The sequence below is a fragment of the Rahnella sp. ATs2 genome (assembly GCF_051851855.1).
Lineage (GTDB): Bacteria > Pseudomonadota > Gammaproteobacteria > Enterobacterales > Enterobacteriaceae > Rahnella > Rahnella variigena.
Genome location: NZ_JBLYPL010000007.1, coordinates 223604 through 242179 on the forward strand (window position 1 = coordinate 223604; position 18576 = coordinate 242179).

At 48.6% G+C, this 18576-nt stretch carries 14 protein-coding genes; 3 read left to right on the top strand and 11 right to left on the bottom strand.

All coding sequences use genetic code 11. From position 1 onward, the window contains the following. Positions 1-77 precede the first annotated feature (77 nt). The 11 genes from ACJY2G_RS09485 to ACJY2G_RS09535 form a co-directional block, all read right to left on the bottom strand. Positions 78-290 carry a cold-shock protein gene (locus ACJY2G_RS09485; protein WP_112287352.1) on the bottom strand — a complete coding sequence of 71 codons (213 nt, stop codon included), beginning with the start codon at positions 288-290 and terminating at the stop codon, positions 78-80. Between the two features lie 261 nt (positions 291-551). Then, positions 552-761 carry a transcription antiterminator/RNA stability regulator CspE gene (cspE, locus tag ACJY2G_RS09490; protein ID WP_013574839.1) on the bottom strand — a complete coding sequence of 70 codons (210 nt, stop codon included), beginning with the start codon at positions 759-761 and terminating at the stop codon, positions 552-554. Positions 762-1110: 349 nt separating this feature from the next. Beyond that, complete coding sequence (gene lpxK / locus ACJY2G_RS09495; protein ID WP_430319195.1) at positions 1111-2100, bottom strand: tetraacyldisaccharide 4'-kinase; 990 nt, start codon at positions 2098-2100, stop codon at positions 1111-1113. Continuing rightward, positions 2097-3845, bottom strand: a complete 1749-nt coding sequence (gene msbA / locus ACJY2G_RS09500) for a lipid A ABC transporter ATP-binding protein/permease MsbA (RefSeq protein WP_120161223.1) — start codon at positions 3843-3845, stop codon at positions 2097-2099. Before msbA ends, lpxK begins: the two co-directional genes overlap by 4 nt. Before the next feature lie 38 nt (positions 3846-3883). Then, positions 3884-6130 carry a DNA internalization-related competence protein ComEC/Rec2 gene (locus ACJY2G_RS09505; RefSeq protein ID WP_430319196.1) on the bottom strand — a complete coding sequence of 749 codons (2247 nt, stop codon included), beginning with the start codon at positions 6128-6130 and terminating at the stop codon, positions 3884-3886. A gap of 282 nt (positions 6131-6412) precedes the next feature. Then, entirely contained in the window at positions 6413-6697 is a 285-nt protein-coding gene (ihfB, locus tag ACJY2G_RS09510; RefSeq protein ID WP_013574835.1) for an integration host factor subunit beta, read from the bottom strand. A 60-nt stretch (positions 6698-6757) separates the two neighbouring features. Further along, on the bottom strand, positions 6758-8431 hold the full coding sequence (gene rpsA, locus ACJY2G_RS09515; protein ID WP_095925166.1) for a 30S ribosomal protein S1: 1674 nt from the start codon (positions 8429-8431) through the stop codon (positions 6758-6760). Between the two features lie 156 nt (positions 8432-8587). Continuing rightward, a complete protein-coding gene (gene cmk, locus ACJY2G_RS09520; RefSeq protein ID WP_112287348.1) occupies positions 8588-9286 on the bottom strand; it encodes a (d)CMP kinase in 699 nt (232 codons plus the stop codon). 202 nt (positions 9287-9488) lie between these two features. Then, positions 9489-10772: a 3-phosphoshikimate 1-carboxyvinyltransferase gene (aroA, locus tag ACJY2G_RS09525; protein ID WP_112287347.1), complete on the bottom strand. Its 1284-nt coding sequence runs from the start codon at positions 10770-10772 to the stop codon at positions 9489-9491. Between the two features lie 104 nt (positions 10773-10876). After that, on the bottom strand, positions 10877-11962 hold the full coding sequence (gene serC, locus ACJY2G_RS09530) for a 3-phosphoserine/phosphohydroxythreonine transaminase (RefSeq protein ID WP_120161216.1): 1086 nt from the start codon (positions 11960-11962) through the stop codon (positions 10877-10879). A gap of 172 nt (positions 11963-12134) precedes the next feature. After that, a complete protein-coding gene (locus ACJY2G_RS09535) occupies positions 12135-12824 on the bottom strand; it encodes a DUF421 domain-containing protein (protein WP_120161214.1) in 690 nt (229 codons plus the stop codon). Between the two features lie 160 nt (positions 12825-12984). On the opposite strand from ACJY2G_RS09535, the gene ycaO reads away from it, so the two are divergent. The 3 genes from ycaO to pflB all read left to right on the top strand — a co-directional run bounded on the left by ycaO (position 12985) and on the right by pflB (position 18465). Beyond that, entirely contained in the window at positions 12985-14748 is a 1764-nt protein-coding gene (ycaO, locus tag ACJY2G_RS09540; protein ID WP_120161212.1) for a 30S ribosomal protein S12 methylthiotransferase accessory factor YcaO, read from the top strand. 501 nt (positions 14749-15249) lie between these two features. Next, positions 15250-16107 carry a formate transporter FocA gene (focA, locus tag ACJY2G_RS09545; RefSeq protein WP_120161210.1) on the top strand — a complete coding sequence of 286 codons (858 nt, stop codon included), beginning with the start codon at positions 15250-15252 and terminating at the stop codon, positions 16105-16107. 75 nt (positions 16108-16182) lie between these two features. Continuing rightward, positions 16183-18465, top strand: a complete 2283-nt coding sequence (gene pflB / locus ACJY2G_RS09550; protein WP_439291669.1) for a formate C-acetyltransferase — start codon at positions 16183-16185, stop codon at positions 18463-18465. Positions 18466-18576: the final 111 nt, after the last annotated feature.

Genomic DNA, 18576 nt, shown 5'->3' on the forward strand with positions numbered 1-18576 from the left:
AGTAGACTGTGGATACCGATAGCATATTTTTACCGGAGCGTAAAATTCAGCTCAACGGGGAACAACAAAAACCAGACTCAGAACGCAATAACATCAGCCGCGGAAGGGCCATGTGCTACGCTGCGATAAGTGGTGAATTCGACCTTCTGGCCAGCGCTGAGGGATTTATTTCCGGTATTCGCGATGGAAGTACGCTGAACATAAATTTCAGAAGAACCATCAAGCGGACAAATAAAACCGTAGCCTTTAGCCTGGTTGTACCATTTAACTAAACCCATTTGTAACATCATAATTTCTATCCTTTATTTTGGGCATCCATGAACACACTTTTTTATTATTGTTCGGATGCGTTTGCCCATTTCTAAGTTATTTTTTTATAAAAAACCTCTAATGAGCGAATTATTTAACGATTATTTTTACTGTTATATTTTTTTGTTAGGTATTGAAACCTAACTGACTTCTTCGCACTAAAAACCCGCCATGGGGCGGGCTTTATTCTGCTGATATAAATCACGATTCACGTTGTTTTATATCACCACGCCAGCCTCTTATCAGAGAGCAATAACGTTGGCAGCAGCCGGACCGCGCGGGCTGTCCTGAATGGTGTATTCTACACGCTGGCCTTCAGCCAGAGTTTTGAAACCATCAGTTGCGATTGCAGAAAAATGTACGAATACATCTTTGCCGCCATCAGCTTGCTCAATAAAACCAAAACCTTTGCTTTCATTGAACCACTTAACCTGACCATTTTTCTTAGACATATTTAAAACCTTTTTACTAAATACAAAATCCTGCCATTCGGCAATGTTGGCCAATAGTTCAGACAATTACTTATGGGGAGGACTTAGAAGGTTCGTCTTGGAAGCGGAATCATCGGGAAAGAGATAACGTCTGGGAGGAACTGCTTTACTCTACACTCATACATAAATAGCGCTGCAACACAGGCTGTGTGCATTTACTCATAAGTGCTGCCTGATAGCAAGACACCTAACGTAATTATTTTCAGGAAAACAGTAATTTTAAATATAAACCTTTAAAATCAGTCACTTTGAGATTATATATTTACGTAAATTTTAAATCATAATGTGAATTTTAATGAAAATTCCGCGTTCAGCGGATGTTTTTCAGTATCAGATCGCTGATTTTTTGCAGTAATTTCTCGGCCAGAACTCCTTCAATCTTTGCGTCAACCGGCAGATACCACCAGTCGGGCTGAGCAAATGAGCGACATTTTACCGCGTCTTTTTCCGTCATCAGAAGAGCTTGCCCGGATTGTGCAACGCCTGAAAGCTTATCCAGCGTATAGGATTGATGATCAGAAAATGCGACTTCTTTTTGCACGTTCACGTTCAACTGTTTCAGCGTCGCAAAAAAACGTGGCGGATGCCCGATGCCAGCCATTGCGACAACATTCTGTAGTGAGGTCGGATCACGCTGCTCACCGGTCAGCAGATTGATGGCTTTTCCAGGCTGCAGGATCATTGCTAACTCACCTGATTGTGCTGTGCCACCGTTAGTGATCACAGCATCAACTGAGCGCAACCGTGAACGACGCTCCCGCATCGGTCCCGCCGGTAACCAGTGCCCGTTGCCGAAGCGTCTTATGCCATCAACCACTACAATTTCAACATCACGCGCAAGAGCATAATGTTGCAAACCATCGTCGGTAATAATCACGTCCAGTTCATGCGACACGAGGAGTGCTTTTACTGCATCAGAGCGAACAGGAGACACCGCAACCGGTGCCCCCGTTCTCTGAAAAATCAGCACTGGCTCATCACCCGCTTGTGCCGTTGAAGTTTCTTCACAAAGCAGCAGCGGATAGCTTTCCGCTTTTCCGCCATACCCGCGTGAAACAACGCCGACACGAAAACCATGCTGTTGCAGCGTTTCAACCAACCAGATGACCACCGGCGTTTTGCCGTTACCCCCGGCAGTCAGATTTCCGACCACCACGACGGGCACCGGAGCCCGCCAGCTTTTTTTCAGCCCCGCTTTATAGCTAAAACGGATCAGAGTTGAGATCAATCCGTAAAGCCAGGCCAGCGGAAGGAGTAACAAATATAACGGTGATTTCCCTGACCAGATGCGATCAATCATTGCCCGAATTGCATCCGGTAGAGTTGTGAGTAAACACCACGTTCTTCGAGAAGTTTCGCGTGTGAACCACGTTCCACGATACACCCATCCTCAATAACCAGGATTTCATCCGCTTTCTCGATAGTCGATAAACGGTGAGCGATAACCAGTGAGGTACGGTTTTTCTGCAATTCATCCAGCGCAGCCTGGATTGCGCGCTCAGACTCAGTATCCAGCGCAGAGGTTGCTTCATCGAGGATCAGAACTGGCGAATCACGTAACAAGGCACGTGCAATGGCAATACGCTGACGCTGACCGCCTGAAAGCAGAACGCCATTCTCGCCAATGACCGTATCCAGCCCTTTGTCCATTTTACTGATAAAGTCCATCGCATATGCCATGGTGGCCGCTTTTTCGATTTCTTCGCGGGAATACATATCAGTTCGGGCGTAGGCGATATTGTTGGCAATGGTGTCGTTGAACAAATGGACGTTCTGGGAAACCAGTGCCACCTGATCGCGCAATGACGACAGGGTATATTCACGCAAATCATGTCCATCCATCAGGATTTTACCTTCCTGAATGTCATAGAAGCGTGTCAGCAAATTCGCGATGGTCGATTTACCGGAACCGGAACGTCCCACCAGTGCAACGGTTTTACCTTCTGGCAAGTCGAAGGAAATATTACGCAGTGCGGGAATATCACGCCCAGGATAAGTGAAAGTCACATTTTTGAATTCCACGTCACCTTTAACGCGTTTAACTTCCAGTTTACCTTCGTCTTTTTCCTGTTCCATATCCAGAATGGAGAACAGAGTCTGGCAGGCAGCCATACCGCGCTGGAACTGAGAGTTGACGTTAGTCAGAGATTTCAGCGGACGCATCAGGGCAATCATGGAAGAAAACACGACAGTGATGGTACCTGCGCTGAGCGTTTCCATAACAGACGGGAAGCTCGCCGCATACAATACGAAGGCCAGAGCCAGAGAAGCGATCAGCTGAATAATCGGGTCGGAAATTGAGGAAGCAGAAACCATACGCATACCTTGCTGACGCATGCGGTTACTGACTTTATCAAAACGCGCGGTTTCAACTTTCTGACCACCGAAGATCAACACTTCTTTATGGCCTTTCAGCATCTGCTCGGCGCTGGTTGTTACCTGCCCCATCGTGTTTTGCATCGTCTTACTGATATTACGGAAGCGCTTAGACACCACACGAATAACAACAGAAACAATCGGCGCAATCACTAACAGGATCACCGACAGCTGCCAGCTGTAATAGAACATCATGATAAACAGACCAATGATCGACGCGCCTTCACGTACGACTGTCACCAGCGCACTGGAGGAGGAGGATGCGACCTGTTCTGAATCATAGGTAATACGCGAAAGCAAGGTGCCGGTAGATTGCTGGTCAAAGAAAGCGACCGGCATTCTCATCATATGGCCGAACAGACGGCGGCGCATATGCATCACTACTTTGCCCGACACCCATGAAATGCAGTAGCTGGAAATGTAGCCACTGATACCACGAACGACCATCAGGCCGATAACAACCAGTGGCATCCAGAGAAGAATTGAGCGGTCAGCTTTACCAAAACCGTCATCCAACAGCGGCTTGAGCAAGGACAGCATGAAAGTATCACTGGCGGCGTTAGCGACCAGAGCAACAGCCGCAGCGATAAGCCCGGCTTTAAAAGGTGTGATCATCGGCCACAAGCGGCGGAATGTCTGCCATGTGGAGAGATCTTTATCGTTCATCATGCAATATCAACCAGCATCGAAAGAAATAGCGGTCTATTCTACTCATTATCTACTGATACTCCAAACTGACGGTGATACCAACGTGGGATTAATTGCTCGCGTAAGCCTTTAATTGTCCAATAATCATCATAAATGAACAGGCTCAACTGGCCTGATTCAGACGTCGAATGCCAGTCATAGCGCGCTTTGTTGTATCTGCTAACAACTTTATGCGCAGGCAGATGCCATTTATTGAAACGGGAAGCAGAAGCGAGTGAAGTAACAGGTTTAACCGTTCTCAGGAAGGGCGGAGTCGACGATGTATTGCTTCCATGGTGGGGTACCTGTAGCACTGTCGCCTGTAAACCCTGACGCCATTTCATGATGAGAGCCTTTTCTGTTTCCGCTTCAATATCTCCCGTCAGCAGCAAACTAAATGCCCCTTCACTGACGCGAATGACGCAACTTTCGTTGTTTCCCGCATCAGCGACCTGCCGCTCAGGCCACAGCACGTTGAACATCAGCCCTTGCCAGCGCCATTGCTCACCAGCAATGCATTGCAAATGGCTGTGCCCCGATATTGAGTTTTCCCGAAGCCGGGCATCGGGATACCGGATTTGTAATGACTCCAGTCCGCCACGGTGATCCATGTCGTTGTGACTGATAATTATCTGCTCAAGCTGAATATTTCGTCGGTTCAGGAACGGAATAATATTCTGCTCAGCAGCTGAACCCCCTTCCCATCTGTTACCAGTGTCATACAGAATCCCTTTTCCGTTTCTGCTGATGAGGACTGAAAGACCATGACCGACATCCAGCATATCGATCCGCCATCTTTCCGGCGGGAACCTGAGAAACCAGGTCACCGAAAGAGCAAGCAAAGAAAGTACAAGTGAAAAAGAGTGTTTAACAGGAATGAGGCGCCAGCAAATAATTATTAGCCACCCCAAAAGGCTAAACACCAGAAACGACTCACCAAGCGGAGTCCAGCCCGCGGCAAAAGGTTTTACCCCCCACATGGCCAGACTCAGCGATGAATCAGCGAGTTGCCAGACAATAATTTTCGCATTAATCAGCCAGCCCGCTGGCAGCAAATTTGTGAGTAAGGACAACAAAACTAAAGGCACGGTGATCAGTGAAACAACCGGCACCGCCCACATATTAGCCAAAAAAGAATAAGCATTAACTCCCTGAAAAATAGCAATTTGTATCGGTAAAAGAAGAAGTGTCATGCCCGTCTGTAAGTGACCCCAACGCAAGAATGACCAATACCAGGCATGCTGGAAACGTGCTGGAAGTGGCGCCCACTGGAACCAAAACACCAGCGAGGCCACTGCAAAACAGGATAACCAAAAGCTGTCTGACAGAAGATTCATGGGGTCTAAAAGCAGTAGCAGAGCCACTCCCCACAGCCAAATCTGCCATGGATGACAACGGATGCGAAAAAAACGAAGTGTCAGCCACATTGATACCGCCAGCGCAGCTCGCATAGCCGGTGCATTCCCACCCGACAGCCAGGCATAGGTCAGCATAAATGCCCCACTCACTATTAACGGGAAGCGATAGTCAATCATTCTTACCGGCAGATAAAATTGCAGACCACGCGCCAGCCACCAGCCAAACAAGGCGGCAATACCAATATGCAGCCCTGATATAGCCACCAGATGCGCGATCCCGGTTCTCTGCAACAAAAGTTTTTCCGGTCCCTGAATCAGCCCTTTCTCCCCAAAAGCCAATGCCACTAACACTGGCGTATTTTCCAGCTGCGGCATCCCCAGCTGTACCCGCCTGATAAATTGCTGACGAAGGGTGCTGTTATTATCAAGCAACACTGCACTGCGGATTGTCGCGGTCATAGGAGCATGCTGAGAAAGGGCCCAACGTTGAGCGTCAAAACCGCCTTCGTTGAGCAGGCTATGAACAGGACGCAAGCTGACCTTCAGCTGCCAGCGCTGACCGGCCTGCAGACTTTCCGCTTCCTCACGCCACTTTGTCCTGAACATAAGAGGTGGGAAGATTCTCCGGCCTTCAAATTTTTCAATTTTGAAATACTGAGATTGTTCACTGGCATTCCCAAGATTGATGGTTTGCAGAGTTGCTGTCACGTTTCTGGACGCTCCCTGAAATGCATTTATCTGCTGTATCTGAAGTCCTCCCTGAAAAGCCCCCCAGCTGAAACTGAGCAATGCGAGCGCAGATATCCTTAATACTTTTTGCTTTCCTCCGGCTAAATACCAGGCGAGACCACATAAAGCCGTCAGAACACCCGCAGAAGGTATTTGTGGGAGAAATATCAGTGGCAACATGCCGGTTATGACGGCTGCCGCGGCCTCATCCGTTGAGATTTTTATTTTTCACACCCTTCCGTTTAACCACCAATACCTTCGGTGGCTTTCCGTGCCGGAGTATGATTTTCAGGCGAATGATGGACAAGCAGAAGACAGTATCAATGCGGGACATTACGCAAAATATCGAAGGGAGACGGGTTATGAAGGGTTAATTATCAGTAATAAAAGCAAAAAAAACGGCACCCCGAAGGGTACCGTTTACGTTCGCTATAGGCAGACATTTATGTTCAGGCCAAAGCCTTAACCATAAATATTCGCGCGATCACGCAACTCTTTGCCTGGTTTAAAGTGAGGAACATACTTGCCGTCCAGCTCAACTTTATCACCCGTTTTAGGGTTGCGCCCAACACGCGGAGCACGGTAGTGAAGAGAAAAACTGCCAAACCCACGGATTTCGATGCGTTCACCATCAGCCAAGGTTGCAGCCATATGCTCAAGCATCTCTTTCACTGCATCCTCAACAGCTTTCGCCGGGATATGAGAGTGCTGGCCAGCAAGTCTTTCAATAAGTTCAGACTTGGTCATAGTACCTCCAAGCTTTGCAGCTAAACTACCGTTTCGGGGCAACAGAGTTGCCCCCCGTCATTACTCGCCTTTTGCCGCTTTGAACGCTTCAGCCATAGCGTTAGAGAAGTTGCTTTCGTCTGGTTTGTTGTTAACAACAGCGATTGCATCTTTCTCGTCTGCTTCGTCCTTAGCACGGACGGACAGGCTTACTACGCGGTTCTTACGATCAACACCGGTGAATTTAGCTTCAACTTCATCACCAACGCTCAGAACCAGAGTTGCGTCTTCAATACGGTCGCGAGAAGCTTCTGAAGCGCGCAGGTAACCTTCTACGCCACCAGCTAATTCAACTGTAGCACCTTTGGCGTCAACTGCTGTGACTTTACCAGTAACAATAGTACCTTTCTTGTTAACAGACAGGTAGTTATTGAATGGATCTTCAGCCAGTTGCTTCACGCCCAGGGAGATACGTTCACGTTCTGCGTCAACTTGCAGGACCACAGCTGCGATTTCGTCGCCTTTTTTGTATTCACGTACTGCTTCTTCGCCTGCAACGTTCCAGGAGATGTCAGACAGGTGAACCAGGCCGTCGATGCCGCCGTCCAGACCAATGAAGATACCGAAGTCAGTGATTGACTTGATTTTACCTTCAACACGGTCGTTCTTGTTGTGGGTCTCTGCGAATTGCTGCCATGGGTTGTTTTTGCATTGTTTCAGGCCCAGGGAGATACGACGACGTTCTTCGTCGATATCCAGAACCATAACTTCAACAACATCGCCCACGTTAACAACTTTAGATGGGTGGATGTTTTTGTTAGTCCAATCCATTTCAGAAACGTGAACCAGACCTTCAACGCCTTCTTCGATTTCTACGAAGCAGCCGTAATCAGTCAGGTTGGTAACGCGACCAGTCAGTTTAGTACCTTCTGGGTAACGTTTAGCGATAGCGACCCATGGATCTTCGCCCAGTTGTTTCAGACCCAGTGACACACGGGTACGTTCGCGGTCGAATTTAAGGACTTTAACAGTGATTTCATCGCCGACATTAACGATTTCGCTTGGGTGCTTAACGCGCTTCCAAGCCATGTCAGTGATGTGCAGCAGGCCGTCAACGCCGCCCAGATCAACGAATGCACCGTAGTCAGTGAGGTTCTTAACGATACCTTTAACTTCCATGCCTTCCTGCAGGTTTTCCAGCAGCTGATCGCGCTCTGCGCTGTTCTCAGACTCAATTACTGCACGACGGGAAACAACAACGTTGTTGCGTTTCTGGTCCAGTTTGATGACTTTGAACTCAAGATCTTTGCCTTCGAGATGCAGCGTGTCGCGAACAGGACGAACGTCTACCAGTGAACCTGGCAGGAACGCACGGATACCGTTCAGCTCAACAGTGAAACCGCCTTTAACTTTACCGTTGATAACACCGGTAACAGTTGCAGATTCTTCGTAAGCTTTTTCCAGCGTGATCCAAGCTTCATGACGTTTAGCTTTTTCACGGGACAGCAGAGTTTCACCGAAGCCGTCTTCAACAGCGTCCAGCGCAACATCAACTTCGTCGCCAACCTGGATTTCCAGTTCGCCCTGTGCGTTTTTGAATTGTTCTGCCGGGATTGCAGACTCAGATTTCAGACCGGCGTCAACCAGTACGATATCTTTGTCGATTGACACAACAACACCACGAACGATGGAACCAGGACGGGTTTCGATTGTTTTTAAGGATTCTTCAAAGAGTTGAGCAAAAGATTCAGTCATGTTGATAATCTTTAGGTTCTTAAGTTTAACGTCCATCTGGCTTCCTGCTGGATGGGGTTGTTTCAAATGCCCCGCTACAGATCCTTGCGGCGAGGTTAAAAAAAACTATAGCCAAAACTGGCACTGAATATTCTTCAGCACCAGATTACGGCTCGATTACCGGGTTTGTTTTTGCGGCAATCCTAGAATTTCTGTGGCATAAGCCAGCGCTTTTTCGATGACTTCGTCGATGGACATGCTGGTTGAATCCAGCAATAACGCATCGGAAGCAGCCACTAAAGGCGCAATAGATCTATTACGATCACGATCATCGCGTTCTTTGATCTCGGCTAAAAGCCGTTCAAAGTTAACACTAAAGCCTTTTTCCTGCAACTGTAGCATTCTTCTGTTTGCACGCTCTTCGGAACTGGCATCCAGAAATATCTTTACAGGGGCATCAGGGAAAACCACGGTGCCCATATCTCGACCATCGGCAATCAGGCCCGGTGTATCGCGGAATGCGCGCTGCCGGCGCAATAATGCTTCACGAACGCGGGGAAATGCCGCCGCCTGAGACGCCGTATTCCCAACTGTTTCGGTGCGGATTTCGTTGGTAACATCCTCACCTTCTAAAATAACGTGTAACTGCCCATCCTGAGCCACAAAACGAACATCGAGATGTGCGGCAAGCGGAACGAGCGCCTCTTCTGAGACAATATCAACCTGATGATGCAAAGCCGCCAGCGCTAATACGCGGTAAATCGCGCCGGAATCGAGCAGATGCCAGTTAAAGGCTTCGGCCAGTGCCTTGCACAACGTACCTTTACCTGCACCACTTGGCCCATCAACGGTGATTACCGGGGCTAAAGCCGTCATTTTTGTCTCCTTTCGGTGGGGTATACCCGCTTCATTAGTCTCACAGGACTAATTCAGGAGCGGCATTATACGCTGCCTTTACGACAACTGTTACCCCACAATTTTCAGTTGCCTAAAAAGCGGACGGTTCTGAGCCTGAAAACAAAAAAACGGACATCGTGTGATTGATGTCCGTTCGCTCAGTGGCATTCACAGTGAAAGACTATGCCAGAGTGCTGATTCCTGCCAGACGTTCAAAATAGTCCGGGAATGTTTTCGCCGTGCATTTCGGGTCCAGAATAGTCACCGGCGTATCCGATAACGCCACCAGCGAGAAACACATCGCCATGCGGTGATCATTATAGGTTCCGATCTCGGCAAACTTCAGTGATTTTGGCGGTTCAACGCGAATATAATCTTCGCCCTCTTCCACTGTCGCACCGACTTTACGCAATTCTGTCGCCATTGCCGCCAGACGATCGGTTTCTTTAACGCGCCAGTTATAGATATTACGCAGCGTCGTCGGGCCTTCGGCAAACAATGCGGCGGTAGCAATGGTCATCGCGGCATCTGGAATATGGTTCATGTCCATGTCGATGCCTTTCAGCTCGCCACGGGTACATTCAATGTAGTCATCAGCCCAGTGAATGGTTGCGCCCATTTTTTCCAGCACATCTGCAAAACGGATATCGCCCTGCATACTGTTTTTACCGATACCGGTCACGCGAACCGTGCCGCCTTTGATCGCAGCTGCGGCCAGGAAATAGGACGCGGAAGACGCATCGCCTTCGACCAGATAAGAACCCGGGGACACATATTGCTGACGACCTTTAATACTGAATTTCTGATACTGGTGGTTTTCCACTTCAATACCGAAGGTTTTCATCAGGTTAAGGGTAATGTCGATATAAGGTTTGGAAACCAGATCACCTTTAATCTGAATCGTCGTGTCGTTGTCTGCCAGCGGAGCTGTCATTAACAGCGCAGTCAGGAACTGGCTGGAAACGCTGCCATCAACACTGACGTCGCCACCACTAAAACCACCGCGCAGACGCAGCGGCGGATAATTTTCCTGCTCCAGATAATCAATCTGCGCGCCGCCCTGACGAAGTGCATCCACCAGATGACCGATCGGACGCTCTTTCATGCGCGGCTCGCCGGTCAGCACGACATCTTGTTCGCCCAGACATAACGCCGCAGCCAGCGGACGCATTGCGGTGCCCGCATTGCCCAGAAAAAGTTCCAGACCTTTAGCGTTGGAAAAAGCGTGGCCCAGACCATCAATTTCGCATTCGGTACGATCCGCCGATAAACGATGCGTAACGCCCAGTTGCGTCAGTGCGGTGAGCATATGGCGAACATCGTCGCTGTCGAGCAGGTTAGTCAGGCGGGTAGTGCCCTGTGCAAAAGCAGCCAGTAAAAGTGCGCGGTTGGAAACACTTTTTGAGCCAGGTAAATTGATGCTGCCGTTAACCAGTGCAACGGGTTGTAATGTCAGGGATTCCACTCTTTCTCCAATTCTTCTTTTCATAAAATGACCCCGGACATTGAGCCGGGGTCATTTTTAAGGCTACTTACTTAAGCATTCTGCGGGCCCGAAAGCCAGCACGCTTAGCCGTGGCGTTTTTCAAACTCTGCCATGAAGTCGGTCAGTGCTTTCACGCCTTCAATCGGCATCGCATTATAAATAGATGCACGCATACCACCAGCCACACGGTGGCCTTTCAATGCCTGCAGACCGGCTTCCTGCGCCTGATCCAGGAAAAGTTTGTCCAGAGAAGCATCAGCCATCTGGAAAGGAACGTTCATCCACGAACGGTTTTCCGCAGCCACCGGGTTACGGTAGAAACCGGTACGGTCGATAGCACCATACAACAGTTCGGCTTTCGCGCGGTTGCGTTTTTCCATTTCACGCAGACCACCTTGCTCTTTCAGCCACTTGAATACCATGCCTGATAAATACCACGCGAAGGTCGGCGGGGTATTGAACATAGAGTCGTTCTCAGCCAGCACGGTATAATCAAGAATGGAAGGCAATTCAGTGCGCGCTTTACCCAGCAAGTCTTCGCGAACGATAACCAGTGTCAGGCCGGCAGGACCGATGTTTTTCTGTGCGCCGGCATAAATCACACCAAAACGGCTGACATCAATCGGGCGGGAGAGAATGCAGGATGAGTAATCCGCAACGACGATTTTGTCACCAAAATCAGGCATTTCGTCGATAGCGATACCATCGATAGTTTCATTTGGGCAGTAATGAACGTAGGCAGAATCTGCATTCAGCTTCCATTCATTCATTGGCAGAATGCCACGTTTACCGTCAACGGTCGTCGTGACATCAATAACATTCGGTGTGCAATATTTTTTCGCTTCGTTGACTGCGCTGTGAGCCCAGTAACCACCATCAATATAATCGGCTGAGGATTTATCACCCAGCAGGTTCATTGGCACAGCAGCAAATTGCGCGCGTGCGCCGCCGTGGCAAAAGAGCACTTTGTAGTTCGAGGGAATATTCAGCAGATCACGGATATCCTTTTCGGACTCTTCAGCAACCTGGATAAACTCCTTACTGCGGTGACTGATTTCCATCACCGAGGTACCCAGTCCGTGCCAGTTACAAAGTTCCTGTTCTGCACGACGCAACACTTCAGCCGGGATCATTGCCGGACCTGCACTAAAATTATAAACCTGAGTCATTTCCCCTCACCACTTCTCTGAGACAGCCACATAGTTGCCTTTAATTTACCGGTTTTATCATTGGAAACAAGCCATCTGTAACGGTTATTCCTCATGACCTGATAAAGCGCGTTGAGATCTGCGTCACAAGGTTATTTACTCCCTGGAAAGCTGATTTAGCAGGATTATCTGTTCACACCCGCACAGTGCTCAGTGCTCTCACCCAGGTGATATTCTGACACCGTGGGCAGGTGGCTTTTTCACCTACTTTGAATGACTTAATCAGGCTGCACCGATGGCAGGCATAGAGCCCGCTGGTCATCATCAGGGTTTCGATATCGATATAATCTTCGGGTAAAACCGGCAACCCCGGCTCCACATCGTCTTCCTGACGGAAGTAAACGCTCAGGCCGCCATTGGCTTCCAGAAAAGCCAGCCGGACCTGTCCAAGATGTTCGACACCTTTTTGGCGCAACTCCATATAAAACTCGCCTTTGGTAATATTTTCCCTCGCCATGGTTTCCCACTCGAACATACCGTCGCGAATAATGATCAGCGGTTTGCCTTCCATCCAGTTCTGAAAATGGCGGCTTTTATCCATCAGCCAGGTAGAAAGACGGTAAAGCAGCAGGATGGAGAAGAAGACCGCAAACACCGGCAGCAAAGGTACATCGTCATAGAAAGTGACGTCACCGGCCGCAGAGCCCAGCGTCAGAATAATCACCACTTCGAATAAAGAAAGCTGGTTGACCCCGCGACGCCCGGTGAGTTTCAGAAATATAAACACCACTACAAAGATGAAAAAACAACGGAATGTTACCTCTCCCAGATACTCCAGAGGGAACTTATCCAGTGTCATACGTTTGATATCAAAAGCCTGCATAGATGCCTCACGGGAAGTGAAAACAGCGGCTTACGGACCGCGGATTTACAGACAAGCTTAGCGCGTTACAACGCGATTACATTCTTAACACGAATACATGGAGCTAATACGCAAAACCCCGTATCATTGCGCGTTTTTAGCACGCTCAAAAGTGAACTCAATGACGCAAACTTTTATTCCTGGTAAAGACGCGGCGCTGGAAGACTCCATTTCCCGCTTCCAACAAAAACTCACCGATCTCGGCTTTAATATCGAAGAAGCTTCTTGGCTGAATCCGGTTCCCCACGTCTGGTCAGTGCACATTCGCGACCGCGACTGCCCGCTGTGCTTCACCAACGGTAAAGGCGCCAGCAAAAAAGCTGCTCTGGCTTCTGCTCTGGGTGAATATTTTGAGCGTCTGTCGACCAACTATTTCTTCGCGGATTTCTATCTTGGCAAAGACATCGCCAATGGCGATTTCGTCCACTATCCGAATGAGAAGTGGTTCCCGCTGCCGGAAGATGACAGCCTGCCAGCTGGCATTCTGGATGAACGTCTGCACGATTTTTATGACGCAGAGAAAGAACTGGTTGCCAGTGATCTGATCGACCTGCAATCCGGCAATCCTGATCGTGGTATCTGCGCCCTGCCGTTTACCCGTCAGTCAGATCTGCAAACCGTTTATATTCCGATGAACATCATCGGCAACCTGTACGTTTCCAACGGGATGTCCGCGGGTAACACCGCTAATGAAGCGCGCGTTCAGGGTCTGTCCGAAGTCTTCGAGCGCTACGTCAAAAATCGCATCATTGCAGAATCCATCAGCCTGCCAGAAATTCCTGCTGAGGTTCTGGCGCGCTATCCGGGTGTGGTTGAAGCCATCGCCAAACTGGAAGAAGAAGGTTTCCCTATTCTTTCTTATGACGCCTCTCTGGGCGGCAATTATCCGGTTATTTGTGTGGTTCTTTTCAACCCGGCGAACGGCACCTGTTTCGCTTCCTTTGGTGCGCACCCGGATTTCGGCGTGGCACTGGAACGTACCGTCACTGAGCTGTTGCAGGGCCGCAGCCTGAAAGATCTGGATGTCTTCACTGCACCGACCTTCGATGACGAAGAAGTGGCCGAGCACGCCAACCTTGAAACTCACTTCATCGATTCAAGTGGTCTGATTTCGTGGGATATGTTCAAACAGGACGCAGACTATCCGTTTGCAGACTGGAGCTTCAGCGGCACCACTGAAGAAGAATTCGCCACTTTGATGGCTATCTTCGATAAAGAAGATGCTGAAGTGTATATCGCTGATTACGAACATCTGGACGTGTATGCCTGCCGCATTATCGTTCCGGGCATGTCCGACATCTATCCTGCAGAAGATCTGCTGCTGGCCAACAACAGCATGGGTGCGCATCTGCGTGACCAACTGCTGGCGTTGCCGGACAGTGACCTGCCAAAAGAAACCTATCTTGAGATGATCACTCAGCTCGATGATGAAGGTCTGGATGACTTCACCCGCGTACGTGAATTGCTGGGCATTGCCAGCGGTAAAGACAACGGCTGGTACACGCTGCGTGTCGGTGAGCTGAAATCTATGCTGGCACTGGCCGGTGGTGATTTGGATCAGGCGCTGACCTGGGCTGAATGGGCGCATGAGTTCAACTCTTCCGTCTACAGCGATGAGCGCAACAACTATTACCGTTGTCTGCAAACTCTGCTGCAATTGTCCCTGGAAGAAGATCGCGAACCCGCACAGTACTACAACGCCTTCGTGAAAATGTACGGTCAGAAAGCGGTTGAAGATGCTTCTGCAGCTATCAGCGGTGAAGTTCGTTTCCATAGCCTGTTTGCAGTTGATCCTGAACTTAAAGCATTGCCAGCCCACCAGGCGCTGCTTGGCGCATACGAAAAACTGCAAGTCGCAAAACGTCGTCACTGGTCGAAAGCGTAATCAAACGGACATGATGAATTGATTAAAGCCAGCGGGATTTCCTGCTGGTTTTTTTATTTATACATTCAACGCAGATCCTGCGCATGTGCTGCTCTCTTTGTCCGCAAAGGTTTGACTCAGCCATTAAAATGACGTGTAATTCCGCGCGAAATAATGTGCTTTTGGCGTTTTTACGACAAAAATATGACACTTATTTTTATGCATTTTTTTATGGGTTAAATCAAAGTGAAATTTACAGACTAAAAATAGTGATATTAATTAACATTAAAGCCTTATTATTAACCCGAAAGTAAAAATAATTTTGAGCACCCTCAACTTTATTTGCAAAAATTAAAATGTTTTTATATCAGCATTTTCAATGATTTAACACCAAAACCACCCCTTCAGTAGTACGCCGAAAACCACCAAAAACCGCCTCGTATGATCCACGTCAATTTTTACGTTATACTGCTTTGCTAGTATCTCGTTGCGCAGTGCATAGCCCTGAATAAGAGAGTTAATGTGAAAGCTGACAACCCCTTCGATCTCATTTTACCCGCCGCTACAGCAAAAGTTGCTGAAGATGCCGGCGTTTATAAAGCCACCAAACAGCCGTTAAAAACATTCTTTTTAGCCATTACTGCTGGCGTCTTTATTTCTATTGCTTTTGCTTTTTATATCACCGCCACCACAGGCACCGGAACCGTACCTTATGGTCTTGCAAAACTCGTCGGGGGCATCTGCTTCTCACTGGGTCTGATGCTGGTCGTAGTGTGTGGCGCTGACCTGTTCACTTCCACTGTGCTTATCGTGATTGCAAAAGCCAGCGGTCGTATCACCTGGGGGCAATTGGCGTGCAATTGGGTCAATGTCTATATTGGTAACCTGATTGGCTGCCTGTTCTTTGTGGCTCTGATTTGGTTCTCCGGTGAATACATGGTCGATAATGGCTTGTGGGGCCTCAATGTCTTGCAAACCGCTGACCATAAAATGCATCACACATTTATCGAAGCCGTATGTCTTGGGATCCTCGCTAACCTGATGGTTTGTCTGGCGGTATGGATGAGTTACTCCGGCCGTAGCTTGATGGACAAAATGTTCGCCATGATTTTGCCAGTGGGTATGTTCGTCGCCAGCGGCTTTGAACACAGCATTGCCAACATGTTCATGATCCCTTTAGGTATCGTAGTGAAAAACTTTGCGACACCAGAATTCTGGCAGGCTGTCGGGGCAACACCGGCACAATTCGCAGAACTGAACATCTCTAACTTTATCATCGACAATCTCATCCCTGTGACCATAGGTAACATCATCGGGGGCGGTTTGCTGGTAGGGTTAACGTACTGGGTTATATATCTTCGCGATGAGAAGCACCACTGATACAACGTGGCAGTCTTGTTACGACAGTTTTACTCGTGATTTTTAAAGAAATCCAAATTAGAAGGTAGGTGCAAAATGTCCAAGCTCAATGAAAAATTGACCAACGCATGGCAAGGTTTTAGTGCTGGTGAATGGCAGAATGGCGTAAACGTCCGTGACTTCATTCAGAAGAACTACACACCGTATGAAGGTGATGAGTCCTTCCTGGCTGCCGCTACCGAAGCGACAACCACCCTGTGGGATAAAGTAATGGATGGTATCAAACTGGAGAACCGCACTAAGGCTCCTGTTGATTTCGATACTGACGTTGCCTCTACCATCACTTCTCACGATGCCGGTTACATCAATAAATCTCTGGAAACTATCGTTGGTCTGCAAACTGACGCGCCATTGAAACGTGCTCTGATCCCATTCGGCGGCATCAAAATGGTTGAAGGTTCATGTAAAGTTTATGGCCGTGAACTGGATCCAGCGCTGAAAAAAGTTTTCACTGATTATCGTAAAACGCACAACCAGGGCGTATTTGATGTTTACACCAAAGACATCCTGAACTGCCGTAAATCCGGTGTTCTGACTGGTCTGCCAGATGCGTATGGCCGTGGCCGTATCATCGGTGACTACCGTCGCGTTGCACTGTACGGTATCGACTTCCTGATGGCCGATAAATACGCACAATTCCAGTCTCTGCAAGACGACCTGGAAAATGGCGTAAACCTGGAAATGACCATCCAGCTGCGTGAAGAAATCTCTGAACAACACCGTGCACTGGGCCAGATTAAAGAAATGGCTGCTAAATACGGTTGCGACATTTCTGGTCCTGCGACTAACGCACAGGAAGCTGTACAGTGGACTTACTTCGGCTACCTGGCTGCAGTTAAATCTCAGAACGGCGCTGCAATGTCCTTCGGCCGCGTATCAACTTTCCTTGACGTGTTCATCGAACGTGATATCAAAGCAGGCAAACTGACAGAAGAACAAGCTCAGGAACTGATTGACCATCTGGTCATGAAACTGCGTATGGTTCGTTTCCTGCGTACACCTGAGTATGATGAACTGTTCTCCGGTGACCCAATCTGGGCAACTGAATCTCTGGCAGGTATGGGCGTTGACGGCCGTACTCTGGTTACCAAAAGCAGCTTCCGCTTCCTGAATACCCTGTACACCATGGGGCCTTCACCTGAGCCGAACATGACCATCCTGTGGTCTGAAAAACTGCCAATGAACTTCAAAAAGTACGCAGCGAAAGTGTCTATCGATACCTCATCTGTACAGTATGAGAACGATGACCTGATGCGTCCTGACTTCAACAACGATGATTATGCTATCGCTTGTTGTGTGAGCCCGATGGTTGTGGGTAAACAAATGCAGTTCTTCGGCGCTCGTGCAAACCTGGCAAAAACCATGTTGTACGCAATCAACGGCGGCGTTGATGAAAAAATGAAAATCCAGGTTGGTCCTAAAGAAGCACCAATGATGGATGAAGTCCTGACCTTTGATAAAGTCATGGACCGCATGGATCACTTCATGGACTGGTTGGCTAAACAGTACGTGACTGCGCTGAACATCATTCACTACATGCACGACAAATACAGCTACGAAGCATCGCTGATGGCTCTGCATGACCGTGACGTTTATCGCACCATGGCGTGTGGTATCGCAGGTCTGTCAGTTGCTGCTGACTCCCTGTCTGCTATCAAATACGCAAAAGTTAGCACCATCCGTGACGAAGACGGCCTGGCTGTAGACTTCAAAATTGAAGGCGAATATCCACAGTTCGGTAACAACGATTCTCGCGTAGATGACATCGCTTGTGACCTGGTAGAACGTTTCATGAAGAAAATTCAGAAACTGCGTACCTACCGTGGCGCTGTAGCAACTCAGTCTGTTCTGACCATCACCTCTAACGTGGTTTATGGTAAGAAAACGGGTAACACTCCAGACGGTCGTCGCGCTGGCGCTCCATTTGGTCCAGGTGCTAACCCAATGCACGGTCGTGACCAGAAAGGTGCGGTTGCCTCTCTGACTTCTGTTGCTAAACTGCCGTTTGCTTACGCGAAAGATGGTATTTCTTATACCTTCTCTATCGTTCCAAATGCGCTGGGTAAAGACGATGATGTGCGTAAAGCAAACCTCGCTGGCCTTATGGATGGTTACTTCCACCACGAAGCGTCCATTGAAGGTGGTCAACACCTGAACGTGAACGTGATGAACCGCGAAATGCTGTTAGATGCGATGGAACATCCTGAAAACTATCCTCAGCTGACCATCCGTGTTTCTGGTTACGCAGTGCGTTTCAACTCACTGACTAAAGAACAGCAACAAGACGTTATTACTCGTACTTTCACCAAGTCCCTGTAATAACTCAGCCTTGTAATCTGGTCTGATAAAAGGCTCCACAATGTGGAGCCTTTGTTTCATCTCTCCCTGCCCTGCACTGTCTGCACGACAGTCTGTTTTGCCAGAGCGCTA

Excerpts from the sequence above, each read along its gene's own strand:
- lpxK (WP_430319195.1), bottom strand. The coding sequence starts at position 2,100 with ATGATTGATCGCATCTGGTCAGGGAAATCACCGTTATATTTGTTACTC.
- ACJY2G_RS09535 (WP_120161214.1), bottom strand. The coding sequence starts at position 12,824 with ATGCAGGCTTTTGATATCAAACGTATGACACTGGATAAGTTCCCTCTG.
- pflB (WP_439291669.1), top strand. The coding sequence starts at position 16,183 with ATGTCCAAGCTCAATGAAAAATTGACCAACGCATGGCAAGGTTTTAGT.
- cmk (WP_112287348.1), bottom strand. The coding sequence starts at position 9,286 with ATGACGGCTTTAGCCCCGGTAATCACCGTTGATGGGCCAAGTGGTGCA.
- ACJY2G_RS09485 (WP_112287352.1), bottom strand. The coding sequence starts at position 290 with ATGATGTTACAAATGGGTTTAGTTAAATGGTACAACCAGGCTAAAGGC.
- rpsA (WP_095925166.1), bottom strand. The coding sequence starts at position 8,431 with ATGACTGAATCTTTTGCTCAACTCTTTGAAGAATCCTTAAAAACAATC.
- ihfB (WP_013574835.1), bottom strand. The coding sequence starts at position 6,697 with ATGACCAAGTCTGAACTTATTGAAAGACTTGCTGGCCAGCACTCTCAT.
- msbA (WP_120161223.1), bottom strand. The coding sequence starts at position 3,845 with ATGATGAACGATAAAGATCTCTCCACATGGCAGACATTCCGCCGCTTG.
- ACJY2G_RS09505 (WP_430319196.1), bottom strand. The coding sequence starts at position 6,130 with ATGTTGCCACTGATATTTCTCCCACAAATACCTTCTGCGGGTGTTCTG.
- cspE (WP_013574839.1), bottom strand. The coding sequence starts at position 761 with ATGTCTAAGAAAAATGGTCAGGTTAAGTGGTTCAATGAAAGCAAAGGT.
- serC (WP_120161216.1), bottom strand. The coding sequence starts at position 11,962 with ATGACTCAGGTTTATAATTTTAGTGCAGGTCCGGCAATGATCCCGGCT.
- ycaO (WP_120161212.1), top strand. The coding sequence starts at position 12,985 with ATGACGCAAACTTTTATTCCTGGTAAAGACGCGGCGCTGGAAGACTCC.